Origin of the sequence: Kitasatospora sp. NPDC005748 (assembly GCF_040630735.1) — a bacterium.
In the GTDB taxonomy this organism is placed as follows: Bacteria; Actinomycetota; Actinomycetes; order Streptomycetales; family Streptomycetaceae; genus Kitasatospora.
The window spans coordinates 1-14,854 of the sequence record NZ_JBEXYD010000051.1 but is presented as its reverse complement, the minus strand read 5'-3'; the positions used below and the strand labels follow the sequence as shown (position 1 = coordinate 14,854).

The window sequence follows — 14,854 nt, the reverse complement described above, 5'->3', positions numbered from 1 at the left end:
GCCCACCCGACGCGCACCGGTACGAAAGGAACGACCGCCATGACCGGCATCGACTACACCCAGGAGTTCACCGGCCGGACCGCGCTGGTCACCGGAGGCGCCTCCGGCATCGGCCTCGCGGTGGCCCGGCGACTGGCGGCCGGCGGCGCCGCCGTCGCGATCGCCGACTTCGACCCGGCGGGCGCCCGCGAGGCCGCCGCCGAGCTGTCGGCCGCCGGAGCCCGCGCCCTGGCCGTCGACGTGGACGTCACCGACCCGGAGTCGGTGCGCGCCGCCGTCCGGGCCACCGTCGACGGGCTCGGCGCCCTCCACCTGGCCGTCAACAACGCCGGCATCGCCGGGGCGGCCGCCCCCACCGGCGCCTACGAGCCCGAGGACTGGCGGCGGGTGCTGGCCACCAACCTGGACGGCGTCTTCTACTCGCTGCGCTACGAGATCCCCGCCATCCTCGCGGCCGGCGGCGGCGCCGTCGTCAACATGGCCTCGATCCTCGGGACCAACGGCTTCGCCGGCTCGCCCGCCTACGCCGCCGCGAAGCACGGCGTGGTCGGCCTCACCAAGACGGCCGCCCTGGAGTACGCCGCCCAGGGCGTGCGGATCAACGCCGTCGGCCCGGGCTTCATCGACACGCCGCTGCTGCGCGACGCCGATGCCGCCGCCCGCGACGCGCTGGTCGCGCTGCACCCGGCCGGCCGGCTCGGCCGCGCGGAGGAGGTCGCCGAGCTGACCGCCTTCCTGCTGTCCGACCGGGCCTCCTTCGTCCACGGCAGCTACCACCTGGTCGACGGCGCCTACGCGGCCCGCTGACCCGGCCGATTCCGGGGGGGAGGGGGAACACCGCACGCCGCGCGCACCGGACGCCCGTCCCGAACGCGCCCGCACCGAAGGAGAGTCACGACGATGAAGGCAGTCCAGTACCGCACGGCCGGCGCCGCCCCCGAGGTGGTCACCGTCCCCGATCCGGAGCCCGGCCCCGGGCAGGTCCTGCTGAAGGTCACCGCAGCGGGCGTGTGCCACTCCGACATCGCCGTGATGAGCCTGCCCGCCGAGCAGCTGTCCTTCCCGCTGCCGCTGACCCTCGGCCACGAGGGCGTCGGCACCGTCGCGGCGCTCGGCGCCGGAGTGACCGGCTTCACCGAGGGCGACGCGGTCGCCGTGTACGGGCCCTGGGGCTGCGGCAGCTGCGCCAAATGCGCGGAGGGCAAGGAGAACTACTGCCTGCGCGCCGCCGAGCTCGGCATCCGCCCGCCGGGCCTGGGCGCCCCGGGCGCGATGGCGGAGTACATGATCGTCGACGACCCGCGGCACCTGGTGCCGCTCGGCGGTCTCGACCCGGTGCGGGCCGTCCCGCTGACCGACGCCGGTCTGACGCCCTATCACGCGATCAAGCGCTCGCTGGGCAAGCTGGTGCCGGGCAGCACCGCCGTGGTGATCGGCACCGGCGGCCTCGGCCATGTCGCGATCCAGCTGCTGCGCGCGATGACGGCGGCCCGGGTGGTCGCCCTGGACGTGACGGAGGAGAAGCTGGCCCTGGCCCGGGCGGTGGGCGCGCACGAGGCGGTGCTCTCGGACGCCTCGGCACCGGCGGCGGTCCGCGCCCTCACCGGCGGCGTCGGCGCCCAGGTGGTGCTGGACTTCGTCGGCGCCCCGCCGACGGTGGCCTCGGCCGGCGCGATGGCGGCGGTGGAGGGCGACGTGACGATCGTCGGCCTCGGCGGCGGCTCCCTGCCGGTCGGCTTCGGCACCCTCCCGTACGAGGTGTCGGTGGCCTCCCCGTACTGGGGCACCCGCTCCGAGCTGATCGAGGTGCTCGACCTCGCCCGGGCCGGCGCGGTCGAGGTGCACGTCGAGACCTACGGCATCGACGACGCCCCGCTGGCGTACGAGCGCCTGCACGCCGGGCTGATCAACGGCCGCGCGGTGATCCTGCCGAACGGCTGAGCGCGGGAGCGGCCCGGACCGCCCCGGCCCGTCCGGACCGTCCCGGCGCGGCCCCCGGACCGGCACCGCGGCGGTCCGGGGTCAGCGCCGGGGTCAGCGCCGGGGTCAGCGGCCGGGCGGGGCGGCGGAGGCCGTGGGCGCGGCGGCGCCGCCGCAGGTGGCCGTGTCGATCAACGCCTGGAAGGTGCGGCCGGTCGCCTCGCTCAGCTCGTAGGGATTCAGCGAGATCGCCAGCTGCCGGCGCCCGGCGGCGTCGCCCATCACGATCGTGCCGTAGCCCGCGATCCCGCCGCTGAGCCCCCAGTAGTCGCCGCAGGCGGTCGGGTACCGCACCAGCCCGAGCCCGTAGCCGCCCCCGGTGTCCGTGGTGACCTGCTGCTTCATCTCGGCCAGCTCGGCCGGGCCCAGCAACCTGCCGCCGAGCAGCGCGGCATTGAAGCGGGTGAGGTCGGCGGTGGTCGAGATCCCGGCGCCCGCCGGCCCGAAGGCGGAGGGGTTCTGCAGGGTGATGTCGACCGGGCCGTCGGCCCGCGGGAGGTATCCGTGGGCGTGCGGCCCGGGGACGAAGGGCGAGGAGCCGGGCATCGACGTCCCGTACAGGCCCAGCGGGCGGATGATGCGGCGCTCGACCTCGTCCGCCCAGGAGTGCCCGGTCGTCCGCTGGACGATCATCCCGAGCAGCACGTAGTTGGTGTTGGAGTAGTGCCACGGGCCGGGCTCCGAGTACGGCGGGTGGGCGTTGGCAAGGTCGACGACGTCCTGCGGCCGGTAGGTGGTCCAGCGCCCGACCCGCAGCCAGCGGTCGGCCGCCTCGCCCTCGGTGTTGAACCGGGCGTCGTCCGTGAAGTTGTAGAGACCGCTGGTGTGGTTCAGCAGCCGGCGCACGGTGATCGCGCCGCCGTTCGGTACGACCCCGGGCAGGTACCGCTCGACCGGGGCGTCCAGAGCGATCCTCCCCTCCGCGACCAGCTGGAGCACCACGGTGGCGGCGAAGGTCTTGGTGACGCTGCCGATCCGGAACCGGGCGTCCTCGGGCACCGGCGCCCCGCTGCGCAGGTCGGCGACGCCCGCCGCGCCCCGCCACACCCGGCGGCCGTCCTCGCGCACCTCGGCCTGCACGGCGCTGGAGCCGCCCTCCGACACCACGGCCCGGATCGCCCGGTCCAGCGCGGCGGCGTCGGTCGCGGGCCGCGCCGGGGCGGTTGCCACGACGCCACCGGGCGTCGCCGCGAGGGCCGCCGGCGCCGCGGTGCCCAGGAGGCCGGCCGTGGCCAGGGCGGCGATCGCGGCCCCGACGGCCGAGCGGCGGAGCCTTGACGGTGACGTGCTGACGGTCATGACGGTGTCCCTCCCGAGAAGCGCCGGATTCCCTTCCGGCTGATGCCAGCCTGGCCCCGGCCCGCCGGGGCGGGCGTCCGCCCGAGGTCGCGACGGCCTCCCCCGGGGGTGTCGTGCGGGCTCCGCCGGAAGGAGGAGGAGCCCGCCTATCGACCGGGGCCGTCCGTCCCGTCGACGCGGTTCGGCTCGACGGTTTCGACTCGACGGGGTTCGACGAGCCCCAGCAGCCAGAAGTCGGCGCAGGGGCCGGCGCTGGTGACGGTCGGGTCCCCGGGCCGGCCAGCGCGGCCGGGGCCGGGCAGCTCCCCGGTCCGGGTGCGTGCCGCGGGGTACGCCGCAGGTGGGAGGCCGATGCCCTCCTGCGGGCGGATGGCGGCCGGGGCGGTGCGCCGTATCGTCGGCGGTATGAGCCGACCGCTGCACCTGGCCACCTACCTGATGGCCTACGACACCCGGGCCCAGGCCCTCCAGGACCGCACCCGGGCCGGGTTCCTGCTGCGCGCCGCCGCGCTGGCCGAGCTGGCCCAGCGCGGTGACCTCGTCGAGGACGGCCGGGGCCGGGTGCTGGTGGCGCCCGGCCCCGGCCCCGCCGGGGACCCGGTGCTGGACGCCGTCCTGGCCGAGGTGGCCGCACGGCGGCGCGGCTGGAAGTCGTGGATCAAACGCGGCCGCGAGGAGACGCTGGACGCCGTCGAGCAGCGGCTGGCCGTCCTCGGCGTGCTGACGGTCCGGGACCGTGACCCCTACGGCCCCGTCGTGCCGCGGCGGCCGGTGGCGATGCCCGACCCCCGGGAGGCGCTGGACCGGCAGCTCCGGGTGGCCGAACTGGTCCGTGGCGAGGAGCCGGTGGGCGAGGTGGCGTTCGCGGACGCGGTGCTGGCGGCGCTGGCCGCGCACGGGCAGGTGCGGCTGGTGCTGTCGCGCCAGGAGCAGCGGACGCACGCCGGGCGCATCGCGGCCCTCACCGCGCGGCTGGGGGAGCGGGCGCCCGGGCTGGCCAAGGCGGTCGACGGGCTGGGGACGACCATGGTGGCCGCGCAGGGCGGGATGGGCGGCGGCTGAGCACGGGGCGCCGGCCGCACAGGTGGGGGAGCGGCGGAGCAGGGCGCCGCGGAGCCGGTTCGTCGACGCAGCGAGTGGGCAGGAGCGGTGAAGCGCTTGCTTTGACGTCGGCGTCAATGTCTACCGTCGACATCGCGTACCGGCGCCGAACGGGCGGCGGAGACGCGTCCGGGGGCCTGGCCGGGTGTCCGGCCATGACCACCCGTGGTTCGACGGCACCGGAGACCGCGTCACACCGCTGACGGGGCCGACCGGTGGCGATGCTTTGATTCGCCCCTGATACAACCCGAGGTCGCCTTCATGCCTTCCCTGCTGCACATCGACGCGAGCATTCGTCACGATGGCTCCGTGTCCCGCGAGTTGTCCGCCTACTTCGCCACCCAGTGGCGCGAGAACCACCCCGACGGCGGTTACGTCTACCGCGACCTGGGTGCCGAGCCCGTCCCGCACATCACGCACGCCGTCCGCGAGGCCCTGCTCGACCCGAGCGGCGAGCACGGCGAGACCCCGGAGGAGCGGGCGCTCAGCGAGGCGGTCACCGCCGAGGTGCGCGAGGCGACCACGCTGATCATCGGCGCCCCGATGTACAACTACACCATCCCGTCGACGCTCAAGGCGTGGGTGGACCGTCTCGTCACCCCGGCCCACATGGTGGCTCCCGGCGGCGACCCGGGCCTGCTCAGCGGCAAGTCCGTCGTGGTGGTCACCGCCCGGGGCGGCTCCTACGCCCCCGGCACCCCCCGTGAGGGCTGGGACTACCAGGAGCCGTACCTGCGCGCCGTCCTGGGCGCGATCGGCCTGGCGGACGACCTGACCTTCGTCCACGCCGAGCTGACGCTGGCCGCGATCGTGCCGCAGATGGCCGCGCTCAAGCCGCTGGCGGAGAAGTCCCGGGACACCGCGTTCGAGACGCTCAAGACGCTGGCCGCCTGAGGGTCCGTCACGCGGTAGTCCTGTCGGTGGGTCGCGGGGTCGCGGCCGGGTGGTTCCCGGCGGCGGCCCCGCTCACGTCTCACGTCGGCCGTGGCCCCGGCCGGGGCGATCAGCCGCGCCCGGCGGGCCGGGTGATCCCGGCCCGCTCGGCGACGTCCAGCGCCGGCTTCAGCAGGAGCGGACGGCGGTCCTCGTGCTCCGGACCGGCCGCCGCCAGCAGGTCCGCCACCACCGCGGCGTCCACGGTGCGCGCCTCGGCGTGCCGGACGAACCGGGCGAGCGCATCGGTGAACGCCGCCGCGTCCGCGGGCCGGACGGCGGCGAGCTCGGCCGCCTCGTCGGCGAACTCCGCCTCCGAGCCCAACCACCCGGCGGCGCCGGACAGTCCGTCGTCGTCGAGCGACTCCGGGTACGGGATGCGGTGCCAGGCCCCGGCCTGCCACCAGTAGACGAAGCCGAACAGGTTCCCCTCGGCGTCCTCGCGCAGTGCCTCCCAGGGCAGCCACGACGGACCGCCGGCGAGGAAGTCGATCTGCCGGCCGTCGACGTGGGTCCGGCTGCCGTCGGAGTCCTGCCCGCAGAAGACGACGCCGCCGCCCTCGCACCGCGTGACGCGCCACCAGTAGGAGCCGCCCGTCGCGTCGCACCACACCCCGTGCTCGTCCAGCCAGTAGCCCTCGGGGTTGCCGTGGGCGGCCTCCAGGAGGGCGAAGGCGACGGCCCTCGCCCACACCCGGTCACCGTGGTCCAGATCCTCGGGCCGGCTCGGCCTGTGCATGATGCTGCTCCTCCTCAGGTGGGTCGGGCCCAGCCTGGCACACGCCACCGACAACGCGAGGAGCGGGCTCGCGCTCCTGCCGGAGGCGCCGCGCGGCGAGGTCATGGCGCAGGAGACGTCTACGGCACCGGCCGGTTCCGGTCCGGCGGCCGCACACGCCCCCGCCTGCCGGCGTCCGCGCGCGGAGGCCGGCAGGCGGTCACACACCCTTCAAGAACGCCCCCGCCCTGCGCCACGAGTCCTCGGCGGACTCCTTGTCGTACGGCGGGTGGCCCGGGAAGAAGAAGGCGTGCTGCGCCTCGGGGTAGACGACCACCGGTGCAGCACGAGCTGCTGGGCCGGTGCGGGAGTCGCCGGTACGGGGCTGGCCGACGCGGCCGCGGCGGTCCCGGCCGACCCGGCCGCGAGGGCCGCGGCCGCGGTGGTGAGCGCGATGGCACTGCTGAGCGTTCGCATGGTCAATCCCCAATGGGGAGAGCGGAGTCGGGCCGTTCCCGACTGCCTCCAACCTCCCAGCCCACCCCCCCCCGTCACACCTCCGCCGCAGGAAGGTACCGGCTCCCCCCGCCGGGGGAGCCGCTGCTCCTCCCCGGCTCACCGCGTGGCGTGGCGCGTCGCATTCGAGACCGATCCCGGTCGTGCCGAGGGCGTCCTGGACGACCTGGCCCGCCCGCTCGACCTGATGCAGCGACACCGCGCGCCCCGCTACGGCCGGGTGGACGTGCTGGAGCTGGGTGGCGCCGCCCTCGGAGGCTCCTGCGAGCAGCTGGTGTTCGCCCGGGCCCTGCGGAACCTCGGGGAGGCGGCGGGCCGCGACCCGAGGATCGTGCGGTGCACGGCCGGCTGGACGACCGTCTGCGGGAGCTGGCGGCCCTGGTGGCGCCGCGCGCCGAGTACGGACCGATCCACGGGGAACTGGGTCCGGACCACGTCCTGGTGAGCGCCGAAGGCCGTGCCGTCCTCATCGACATCGAGGGCCTGATGCACTTCGACGCCGAGTGGGAGCACGTCTTCCTCCGCCTGCGCTTCCACGAGCGCCACGCGGCCCTCGCCCGACCCGGCCTCGACCCGCGGCGCCCGGACCTCTACCTGCTGGCCATGCGCCTCTCCCTGGTGGCCGGCCCCTGCGACTGCTCGACGGCGACTTCCCCGACCGGGAGTTCATGCAGGGCATCGCCGAACACAACCTCCAGGAGGCGCTGGCCCTGCTCCCGTAGGGCCGCAGCCCCGCCGCGTCACGGCCGGGGCCGGGCGGCGGCCGGGGGTGGGGCGGTGGGGCCGGTGCGGGGGAGGCGGGTGGCGGTGGCGAGGCCGATGAGGGCGGCGACGGCGAGGGTGGCCATCGCGGCGGCGTAGGCGTTCTTGGTGAGGTTCGCGATCAGGATGGTGCCGGCGATGGCGGTGCCGAAGGAGGAGCCGAGGTTGGAGACGCTCCGGGACAGGCCGGAGATCTCGCCCTGTTGGTCCTCCGGGAAGGCGGACTGGACCACGTTCACGGAGGGGGTGAGCATGACGCCGAGGCCCAGGCCGATCAGCAGCAGGCCGGGGGCGAACGCCCAGGCGCTGGGGCTGCCGGCGACCAGGGCGAGCAGGACGGCGATGCCGCAGACGGCGAGGGCGAACCCGGTGATGATGAGGGTCCGCTGCGCGAAGCGCTCGGCGAGGCGTTCGGCGGCGAGCGAGGTGGCGAGCACCCCCACGGTGGCGGCGGTGAAGATGACGCCGGTCTCGATGGCGTCGTAGCCGCGGACCACCTGGAGGTAGGTGGCGACGGTGAACGAGGTTCCCATGAGCAGCAGCCACTGGGCGTTCTGCGTGACGAGGCCGAGGTTCGAGGTGCGGTCGCGGAAGAGGGCGGTCGACAGCAGCGGTTCCACGCCGGCGCGTTCCTCGCTGCGGATCCAGTGCAGGAACCAGGCCAGGACGAGGGCTCCGGCGGCGATCAGGCCGCCGGCGAGCCACAGGTTGTTGTCGGCGGCCAGGATGCCCATGACGATCAGTACCAGCCCGCCGGCGGACAGCACGGCGCCCCGCACATCGAAGTGGCGGTCGGGGTCGGGGGGCAGCGGGTCGACGAGGGTGCGGCTCAGCAGGATGATCAGCGCGATCACCACGGCCTGGAAGACGAACGCCGCGCGCCAGCTGATCGCGGAGGTGATCAGGCCGCCGATCAGCGGGCCCGCTGCCGCCCCGACGCCGCCGGCGGCCATGATGACCCCGAACGCGCGGGCACGGGAGGTCAGATCGGGGTACAGCAGGGTGGTCAGGATGTAGACCGGGGGGATGAGCAGGGCCGTGCCGACGCCTTCGAGGACGGAGTTGCCGAGGATCAGCACGCCCAGCCCCGGGGACACCGCGCTGAGGATCGCGCCGACCCCGTAGACGGCGAGGCCGGCGAGGAAGCAGCGCTTGCGGCCGAACCGGTCGGTCGCCTTGCCGCCCGGAATCATCAGGGCGGCCATGACGAGCAGGAACACGGTGATCGCGACCTGCACGCCCTGGACGGTGGTGTCCAGGTCGCGGCTGATGTCGTTGATCATCACGTTCATGTTGGAGCCGGCGAAGCTGCAGATGAACTGCGCCAGCGCGAGCGGCGCCAGCATGCGGGACCCGGCGCCCGGCCGGGCCGGACGGCGCTGTTCGCCGGCTGCGGGATCCTCGGTCACGATCGGCCTCTTCTCACGGCGGTCGGCCTCTTCTCACGGCGGGAGGATCAGGCGCCCGGCTGCTGTTCGGCGCGGTCGAGCTCCTTGTCGAGGGCGATGGCCGCTGCCACCAGCGCGAGATGGGTGAACGCCTGCGGGAAGTTGCCGAGTTGCTCGCCGGACGGGCCGATCTCCTCGGCGAACAGGCCGACGTGGTTGGCGTAGGTGAGCATCTTGTCGAAGGCGTAGCGGGCCTGGTGGACGCGGCCGGAGCGGGCGAGGGCCTCGACGTACAGGAAGCTGCACAGGCTGAAGGTGCCCTCCGACCCCTGGAGGCCGTCGGGCGAGGCCGCCGGGTCGTAGCGGTAGACCAGGCTGTCGCTGACGAGTTCGTCGGTCATCGCGTCCAGCGTGCTGAGCCAGTCCGGGTCGGTGGGCGACAAAAGTCCGACGCGGGGCATGAGGAGCAGGGAGGCGTCGAGCACCTCGCTGTCGTAGTGCTGGACGAAGGCCCGGCGTTTCTCGCTCCAGCCGCGCTCGGTGATCTGCCGGAAGACCGTGTCGCGGGCTTCGCGCCAGCGGGCGAGGTCGGCGGGACGGGAGTGCGTGGTGGCCAGTCGGATCGCCCGGTCGAAGGCGACCCAGGTCATCAGCCGGCTGTAGGTGAAGTTCTTCTGTCCGCCTCGGGTCTCCCAGATGCCCTCGTCCGGGCGGTCCCAGTGGCCGCACAGCCAGTCGATGAGATCGGCGAACACCTGCCAGCCGCGGATGCCGCCGATGTCCTCGCTCTGGGCCAGGGCGTAGGCCGCCTCGCCGTAGATGTCGAGCTGGATCTGGTCGGCCGCGGCGTTGCCGGCCCGCACGGGGGCGGAGCGCCGGTAGCCCTCCAGGTGGTCGAGGGCCTCCTCGGTCAGGTGGGGCTCCCCGTCGACGCGGTACATGATCTGCAGCGGCTCGCCGGAGGCGGTGCCGCCGGCCTCCAGCCGCTCGCGCATCCACCGCCGGAAGGCGTCGGCCTCGGCGGTGAAGCCGAGGTCGATCAGCGCGCGCACCGACAGTGACGCGTCCCGGACCCAGGTGTAGCGGTAGTCCCAGTTGCGCTCGCCGCCGATCTGCTCGGGCAGGCCCATGGTGGGCGCCGCGATCGGGGCACCCGTCGGCGCGTAGGTGAGCAGCTTGAGGGTGATCGCGGAGCGGACGACCATCTCGTGCCAGCGGCCCTTGTAACGGCAGGAGCGCAGCCAGCCGAGCCAGAAGTCCCGGCAGGCGTCGAACGCCGCGGTCACCTCCTCGACGGTCGGTGGTGGCCCGCCGGGGTGCCCGCCACGGGCGCCCGGCGCGCCGGTCTCGCTGGTGAGGACGACCGCGGCGCTCTCGCCCGCGTGCAGGGTGAAACGCGCGGAGACGTCATGGCCGTCGGCGTGGAGCGTGATCTGCTCGGTCGCCTGGACGTGCAGGTCGTCGTGGGGACCGTGGAAGACGGCGCTTCCGTCGTCGAGGCGGTCGAGGGTGTGCGAGGCGCGGCCGTAGTCGAAGCGGGGCCGGCAGATCAGCTCGAAGGGCAGGCTGCCGCGGACCACTCGGGCGACCCGGATCAGCCGGTGCCGTGCGGCCGGCTCGTCGGAGGTGATGGGTTCCATGAAGTCGATGACCTCGCCGACGCCCTGCTCGGCCAGGAACCGGGTGATGAGGATCGGCGTGTCCGGCAGGTAGAGCTGGCGCACCGTGGCGTCTTCTCCGAGGTCGGCGGCGAGGCGGCAGTGGCCGCCGCGGTCGCTGTCGAGCAGCGACGCGAACAGGCTGGGCGAGTCGAACCGGGGCGTGCACCACCAGTCCACGGTCCCGTCGGAGGCGATCAGCGCCGCGGTCTGCAGGTCTCCCACCAAGCCGTGGTTCGCGATCGGGGGGTAGTCGTTCATGGGCCACTCCTGCCGGGAGACGGCTTTCTCGGGACGTCGAGCCGCCGGACACTGCCGGCCCGGCGGCCTGCCTTGGTCAGGGCCGTTCCTCCATGCTGACCGCCGCCTCCCCGTCACCGCATCCCGGACCGGGCGGCCCCTCGGACGTCGGGGTCCGCTCCCGTCCCCCGTCAGTGGGTGGCCTGGACGGCGATGCCGACGAGCTGGAGGATCGCCTGCCCCCAGGCCGTGGTGGCGATCAGGACACCGAACACGACGGCGGTGAAGACGGTGAAGCCCTCGTCGACGCGGCTGCGGGAATGGGTGGGGCGCCGGAGCCGGACGAAGATGATGACCGCGAGGAACGCCGTCGCACTGATCGTGTACTGCACTGCCCACTCCGACCTGGGTAGACCCTGCGTGAGACGCCGGTCACCCGGAGTCCGATGATGTCGGGCCGAGCATGGCAGAGCGGCTCGGCCGGGCGGGTGGATTCCGGGAAATCCACCGCACTCGAACGATCGACCCGGATGGACAGGGCTGCGCCATACGGGTGGGGTGCCGGGGCGCCGGGGTGGCTATGGGGCAAGCAGCCGTGATCCCGCCCGCGGCCGGTCGGCGACCTCAGCCTCGCGTACGAAGGACCTGGAGATGGCTGCCGGACCCGGTCTCACCCTCACCTCGGCTCAGGGACCGACCTCGGCTCAGGGGCCGGCGTATTCGTACACGCCAACCGTGCGGGTGCCGCGGTACCGCGCGGTGACCGTTGGGGGTGGGTTGCGGCGGCATCACCACGGTGGCACCGGCCGCGCGTCCCTCCTCGACGGCTGCCGCCAGATCCGGGACGGCCAGGGTGGCGCTCACTCCGGCGAACGTCCGTACCGCGTCGTCCGGACCGCAGAACAGCAGGAAGGGCCCGACGCTCGCCAGCCGCACACCTGCGAAGGTGAAGCGGCTCGCGGTCCGGCCGGTCAGCCGTTCGTAGCAGGGGAGGGCCGCTTCCAGGTCGTCGACGCGCTGTCGTGCGATCACTGAGTCGATCTTCGAGTCGATGTTTGAGTCGATCTGCATCGGCATGCTGGAACACCTCCTCAGGTCGGGGTCCGCGGTCCATGCCTTGACCATGACCGCCGGCATCGGCTCGGGCCCGGTGGGGCCGGCGCCGGACCGCGCCGGCCCCACCGGGCCTTACGAAGGATCAGGCATCGCCCTCGCTCTGCCAGGTCGCCCGCTGGCGCAGCGAGATCCGGTTCCCGTCGGGATCCACGGCCTCGATCCGGATCCCGTACCCGTAGTCCTCCGGTTCGGGCTGGTCGAAGGTCACACCGCGCTCGCGGAGCACCTTGAAGTCCGCCCGCAGGTCGTCCGATTCGAGGAAGACCGGACCGGGCGTCGTGCCCGGCCGCAGCGCGGCCGGCTGCCCCGAGGCCGTGGCGTGCGGCCAGAGGATGATCTCCAACGGGCCGCCGGAGACACCTACGGTGAGGAAGCGCCCGTCAGGACCGGGGTAGTCGACGCGCTTCTCCAGGCCGAGCTGCTCCGTGTAGAACCTCAGCGCGCGGTCCTGGTCGGTGACATAGAGCGTTACGTACATGATGTTCGTCAGCACCGTGTGGTCCTTCCATCGGTCGGTCAGGCGGTCCGCCTCACTTCATCGACGGACCTCGCCGAAGGAACGTGACCGATGGACGGAGAAATCTTGACGGCCTGAGCGGGCCGGGCATCCGCGACGGCCCGGAGGGGGCCCCGCTGGTAGGGCGGGTCAGGGCATCGGAACGGCTTCCAGGCAGGGGCGGGCGGTGCCGTAGCCGGTGGGCAGGGCGAGGACTTCGGCGGTCGAGCCGTTGATCTGGAAGCGGAATCCGCCGGTGGTGTCCTCGTAGACGGGTTCGTGGGCCGGTCCGAGGCGGTCGGTGCGGTGCACGATGACGGTGCGTGTCGTGCCGTTCGGGCCGCGGACGGCGATGGCGTAGCGGGTGGCGTCCCTCACGGCGCACTGCCTCGCTGGTCGAAGCTGTTGTGCTGGCCGGCGAGGCCGGGCCGTTCGGCGACGGCCGGGAGCCGGCGTGCGGCTCCGGCGCGGATCCGTGCGGGGGCGGGCGCGGTGAGCCGGCGGACCACGCCGCGGGCGCGGCCGGTGGCCGGGGCCGGGGTGGTCATGGCAGGTGCTTCCCCTCGAGGATGGGGCTGGGGGTCTCGGCCGGGGTGTCGTTGAGGAGGCCGGTGGTGTGGACGGGTTTGGTGTGGAGGCCGGTTTTGGCGTCGGCGGGGCGGGTGCCGCCGGGCGGCGTGGCCCCGTCGGGGTGGCCGTCGAGGGTGAACAGGGCGGTGGTCTCGGTGAGGGCCAGGAGCCGCTCCAGGCGGGGGCCCGGGTCGGTGATCGTGAGGCGGCGTTTGGCGCGCAGGGCGGTCAGCCGCAGGCGCAGGAGCATGTTGAGGCCGTAGCTGTCGCAGAACGTGACGGCGGAGGTGTCGAGGTCGAGGCCGGTGCCGCTCTGGTGGAGCAGTTGTTCCAGGGTCTCGCGCATGCCGTCCGCGCTGTCCATGTCGATCTCCCCGGCCACCTGGACCAGGGTGCGGTGTGCTCCGGCGGTGACCGCGAGGTCCGGGCCGCCGGGCAGGCGCCGCGGTACGGACGGCGGCTGCACGGCGGAGCGCCCTGCGGCGCCGGTAGCGGACGGATCTTCGGTCATGGCCGGGTCCTTGGGGAGGTAAGGGGCGGGCTGAGACCCTTCCAGCGTGGCCCGCAGCCACATTCACGTCAAGAGATACCAGAAATTCGATTCAGGTGTAGCGAAATCTGAATCTTTCGTCTTACGGTAGGGGGCATGGCACACGAGGAACCCACGGCGAGAACAAGCTGGACGTTCGTGACCAACCACGCCCGCGTGCTGGCCGCGATCGCCCGCGACCCCGGCATCCGGTTGCGGGACATCGCCGTGGAGGTCCAGCTGACCGAGCGCGCCGTCCAGGCGATCGTGACCGACCTCGACCAGGGCGGCTACCTCACCCGCGACCGCGCCGGGCGACGCACCCACTACAGCATCGCCTCCGGCACCCTGCTCAGACACCCCGCCGAGGCCGGGCTCAGCATCAGCGCACTGCTCGACCTGCTCGCCCCCACCCGCAAGGACCGCGACCACGACGCCCCCACCGGCGACGGCGGTGCCCGCCGGGTGAACGGCACGTCGGCCGGCCGGCCCCACCCCTGACCGCGCCACGCTTCGTCCACGGGATCGGGTGGTCGCCGCCCGGCCCGAACGGGGGCCGCGCGCCTCGGCCCGCGAGCCCCGGTACCTCCCGCTGCTCAACGCCTCGTCTCGTACCTGGTCATGACCACGCCGCCGGGGAACGTCCGCGTCTCCACCAGGTTCAGGTCCACCCAGCTGTCCAGCGCGGTGAAGAACGGTGTCCCGCCGCCCACCAGGACCGGGTAGGTGGCGATCGCGTACTCGTCGATCAGCCCGGCGCGCATGGCCGCCCCGGCGAGCGTCGCGCCGCCGATGGTCATCGGGCCGCCGTCCTCGGCCTTGAGCCGGGTGATCTCGGCGATCGCGTCGCCGGTGACCAGGCGGGTGTTCCAGTCGACCTCCTCGGCCGTCATCGTCGAGGAGAACACCACCTTCGGTGTGTCCCGCCAGTTCCGCGCGAACGCGATCTCCCCCGGGGTGGCATCGGGCTGCTCGTCGCCGGTCGGCCAGTAGGAGCTCATCGTCTCCCACAGCTTGCGCCCGTACAGGGTCAGGCCACTCGCCCGCTCCTGGTCGAGCCACCACTGGAACAGCTCGTCGCTCGGCGGTCCGCTCCAGCCGATGTCGTCCCCGGCGGCGGTGACGTAGCCGTCCAGGGTCAGGTTCATGCCGTAGATCAGCTTCCGCATGGCCAGCCTTCCGTCGTGGGTGTCCGGCGTGGAGACCAGCGTGACGCGGGAAGCTCACCGGTGCGCGGTCCGACCCGCCGGTGTGGGCCGAGTCCGATCTGGCGTGGCCGGAGTCGCTCGGGCGGGCAGAGGTAGAACAGTTCGGGGTCCGCCTCGTCGAGGCCGTGGACCAGGCCGGCCGGGTGCCAGTCGAGCTGCTGCAACAGCAGCTGCATGGGATGGTTCGAGACGTTCGTCGAGGTGAACAGCTTCGGGGTGGAGCAGCTTGCTTCGACGGTCTCGCCGGGCGCACGCCGACGCCCCGTCGGCGGCCGGGTCCTCGCGGTGGATCCGGGCGGCCTCCAGGATCCGGTCCGTCAGGGCGGCGGCGAGCAGCGGG

General features: G+C 73.8%; 17 protein-coding genes and 1 pseudogene. 6 read left to right on the top strand and 12 right to left on the bottom strand.

Annotation, left to right across the window (positions count from 1 at the left end):
• Positions 1-39: 39 nt before the first annotated feature.
• Positions 40-807: an SDR family NAD(P)-dependent oxidoreductase gene (locus ABZ495_RS28275; protein WP_329485776.1), complete on the top strand. Its 768-nt coding sequence runs from the start codon at positions 40-42 to the stop codon at positions 805-807.
• A gap of 93 nt (positions 808-900) precedes the next feature.
• A complete protein-coding gene (locus ABZ495_RS28270; RefSeq protein ID WP_359838726.1) occupies positions 901-1,941 on the top strand; it encodes an NAD(P)-dependent alcohol dehydrogenase in 1,041 nt (346 codons plus the stop codon).
• Between the two features lie 105 nt (positions 1,942-2,046).
• Here the strand turns inward: ABZ495_RS28270 and ABZ495_RS28265 are convergent, their stop codons facing one another.
• Entirely contained in the window at positions 2,047-3,279 is a 1,233-nt protein-coding gene (locus tag ABZ495_RS28265) for a serine hydrolase domain-containing protein (RefSeq protein ID WP_359838724.1), read from the bottom strand.
• Positions 3,280-3,684: 405 nt separating this feature from the next.
• On the opposite strand from ABZ495_RS28265, the gene ABZ495_RS28260 reads away from it, so the two are divergent.
• Together ABZ495_RS28260 and ABZ495_RS28255 are read left to right on the top strand one after the other, a co-directional pair.
• On the top strand, positions 3,685-4,341 hold the full coding sequence (locus ABZ495_RS28260) for a GPP34 family phosphoprotein (protein WP_359838722.1): 657 nt from the start codon (positions 3,685-3,687) through the stop codon (positions 4,339-4,341).
• A gap of 300 nt (positions 4,342-4,641) precedes the next feature.
• Positions 4,642-5,274, top strand: coding sequence for an NAD(P)H-dependent oxidoreductase (locus ABZ495_RS28255; protein ID WP_329485772.1), 633 nt, complete (start codon positions 4,642-4,644; stop codon positions 5,272-5,274).
• A 109-nt stretch (positions 5,275-5,383) separates the two neighbouring features.
• On the opposite strand, the gene ABZ495_RS28250 is transcribed toward ABZ495_RS28255, so the two are convergent.
• Both ABZ495_RS28250 and ABZ495_RS28245 read right to left on the bottom strand, forming a co-directional pair.
• Positions 5,384-6,052, bottom strand: coding sequence for a hypothetical protein (locus tag ABZ495_RS28250; protein ID WP_359838720.1), 669 nt, complete (start codon positions 6,050-6,052; stop codon positions 5,384-5,386).
• Positions 6,053-6,251: 199 nt separating this feature from the next.
• A complete protein-coding gene (locus tag ABZ495_RS28245; protein ID WP_359809062.1) occupies positions 6,252-6,368 on the bottom strand; it encodes a dienelactone hydrolase family protein in 117 nt (38 codons plus the stop codon).
• 312 nt (positions 6,369-6,680) lie between these two features.
• On the opposite strand from ABZ495_RS28245, the pseudogene ABZ495_RS28240 reads away from it, so the two are divergent.
• Positions 6,681-7,269 (top strand): annotated as a pseudogene (locus ABZ495_RS28240) (aminoglycoside phosphotransferase family protein); the annotation flags it as partial.
• 18 nt (positions 7,270-7,287) lie between these two features.
• Here the strand turns inward: ABZ495_RS28240 and ABZ495_RS28235 are convergent.
• From ABZ495_RS28235 to ABZ495_RS28200, 8 genes are all read right to left on the bottom strand, one after another.
• A complete protein-coding gene (locus ABZ495_RS28235; RefSeq protein WP_359838755.1) occupies positions 7,288-8,721 on the bottom strand; it encodes an MFS transporter in 1,434 nt (477 codons plus the stop codon).
• 44 nt (positions 8,722-8,765) lie between these two features.
• Positions 8,766-10,733 carry a glycoside hydrolase family 15 protein gene (locus ABZ495_RS28230; RefSeq protein ID WP_359809061.1) on the bottom strand — a complete coding sequence of 656 codons (1,968 nt, stop codon included), beginning with the start codon at positions 10,731-10,733 and terminating at the stop codon, positions 8,766-8,768.
• 53 nt (positions 10,734-10,786) lie between these two features.
• On the bottom strand, positions 10,787-10,987 hold the full coding sequence (locus tag ABZ495_RS28225; protein WP_359809059.1) for a hypothetical protein: 201 nt from the start codon (positions 10,985-10,987) through the stop codon (positions 10,787-10,789).
• 232 nt (positions 10,988-11,219) lie between these two features.
• On the bottom strand, positions 11,220-11,672 hold the full coding sequence (locus tag ABZ495_RS28220) for a VOC family protein (protein ID WP_359809057.1): 453 nt from the start codon (positions 11,670-11,672) through the stop codon (positions 11,220-11,222).
• Between the two features lie 121 nt (positions 11,673-11,793).
• Positions 11,794-12,204: a VOC family protein gene (locus ABZ495_RS28215; RefSeq protein ID WP_359809055.1), complete on the bottom strand. Its 411-nt coding sequence runs from the start codon at positions 12,202-12,204 to the stop codon at positions 11,794-11,796.
• A gap of 153 nt (positions 12,205-12,357) precedes the next feature.
• Positions 12,358-12,585 (bottom strand): DUF6296 family protein, encoded by a 228-nt coding sequence (locus tag ABZ495_RS28210; RefSeq protein WP_359809054.1) that lies wholly within the window; start codon positions 12,583-12,585, stop codon positions 12,358-12,360.
• Positions 12,582-12,755, bottom strand: coding sequence for a hypothetical protein (locus ABZ495_RS28205; protein ID WP_359809052.1), 174 nt, complete (start codon positions 12,753-12,755; stop codon positions 12,582-12,584). Before ABZ495_RS28205 ends, ABZ495_RS28210 begins: the two co-directional genes overlap by 4 nt.
• The gene (locus ABZ495_RS28200; RefSeq protein ID WP_359809050.1) at positions 12,752-13,288 is read right to left on the bottom strand and encodes an STAS domain-containing protein; all 537 of its coding nucleotides are present in this window, start codon (positions 13,286-13,288) and stop codon (positions 12,752-12,754) included. Before ABZ495_RS28200 ends, ABZ495_RS28205 begins: the two co-directional genes overlap by 4 nt.
• Positions 13,289-13,423: 135 nt before the next feature.
• On the opposite strand from ABZ495_RS28200, the gene ABZ495_RS28195 reads away from it, so the two are divergent.
• Complete coding sequence (locus tag ABZ495_RS28195; RefSeq protein WP_359838718.1) at positions 13,424-13,807, top strand: helix-turn-helix domain-containing protein; 384 nt, start codon at positions 13,424-13,426, stop codon at positions 13,805-13,807.
• A gap of 95 nt (positions 13,808-13,902) precedes the next feature.
• On the opposite strand, the gene ABZ495_RS28190 is transcribed toward ABZ495_RS28195, so the two are convergent.
• Complete coding sequence (locus ABZ495_RS28190) at positions 13,903-14,475, bottom strand: dihydrofolate reductase family protein (RefSeq protein ID WP_329485761.1); 573 nt, start codon at positions 14,473-14,475, stop codon at positions 13,903-13,905.
• Between the last annotated feature and the right edge of the window lie 379 nt (positions 14,476-14,854).

What these genes read in the sequence shown, in the direction of transcription:
- ABZ495_RS28275 (WP_329485776.1), top strand. Translation starts at nt 40, where the DNA reads ATGACCGGCATCGACTACACCCAGGAGTTCACCGGCCGGACCGCGCTG.
- ABZ495_RS28270 (WP_359838726.1), top strand. Translation starts at nt 901, where the DNA reads ATGAAGGCAGTCCAGTACCGCACGGCCGGCGCCGCCCCCGAGGTGGTC.
- ABZ495_RS28265 (WP_359838724.1), bottom strand. Translation starts at nt 3,279, where the DNA reads ATGACCGTCAGCACGTCACCGTCAAGGCTCCGCCGCTCGGCCGTCGGG.
- ABZ495_RS28260 (WP_359838722.1), top strand. Translation starts at nt 3,685, where the DNA reads ATGAGCCGACCGCTGCACCTGGCCACCTACCTGATGGCCTACGACACC.
- ABZ495_RS28255 (WP_329485772.1), top strand. Translation starts at nt 4,642, where the DNA reads ATGCCTTCCCTGCTGCACATCGACGCGAGCATTCGTCACGATGGCTCC.
- ABZ495_RS28250 (WP_359838720.1), bottom strand. Translation starts at nt 6,052, where the DNA reads ATGCACAGGCCGAGCCGGCCCGAGGATCTGGACCACGGTGACCGGGTG.
- ABZ495_RS28220 (WP_359809057.1), bottom strand. Translation starts at nt 11,672, where the DNA reads ATGCCGATGCAGATCGACTCAAACATCGACTCGAAGATCGACTCAGTG.
- ABZ495_RS28205 (WP_359809052.1), bottom strand. Translation starts at nt 12,755, where the DNA reads ATGACCACCCCGGCCCCGGCCACCGGCCGCGCCCGCGGCGTGGTCCGC.
- ABZ495_RS28200 (WP_359809050.1), bottom strand. Translation starts at nt 13,288, where the DNA reads ATGACCGAAGATCCGTCCGCTACCGGCGCCGCAGGGCGCTCCGCCGTG.
- ABZ495_RS28195 (WP_359838718.1), top strand. Translation starts at nt 13,424, where the DNA reads ATGGCACACGAGGAACCCACGGCGAGAACAAGCTGGACGTTCGTGACC.
- ABZ495_RS28190 (WP_329485761.1), bottom strand. Translation starts at nt 14,475, where the DNA reads ATGCGGAAGCTGATCTACGGCATGAACCTGACCCTGGACGGCTACGTC.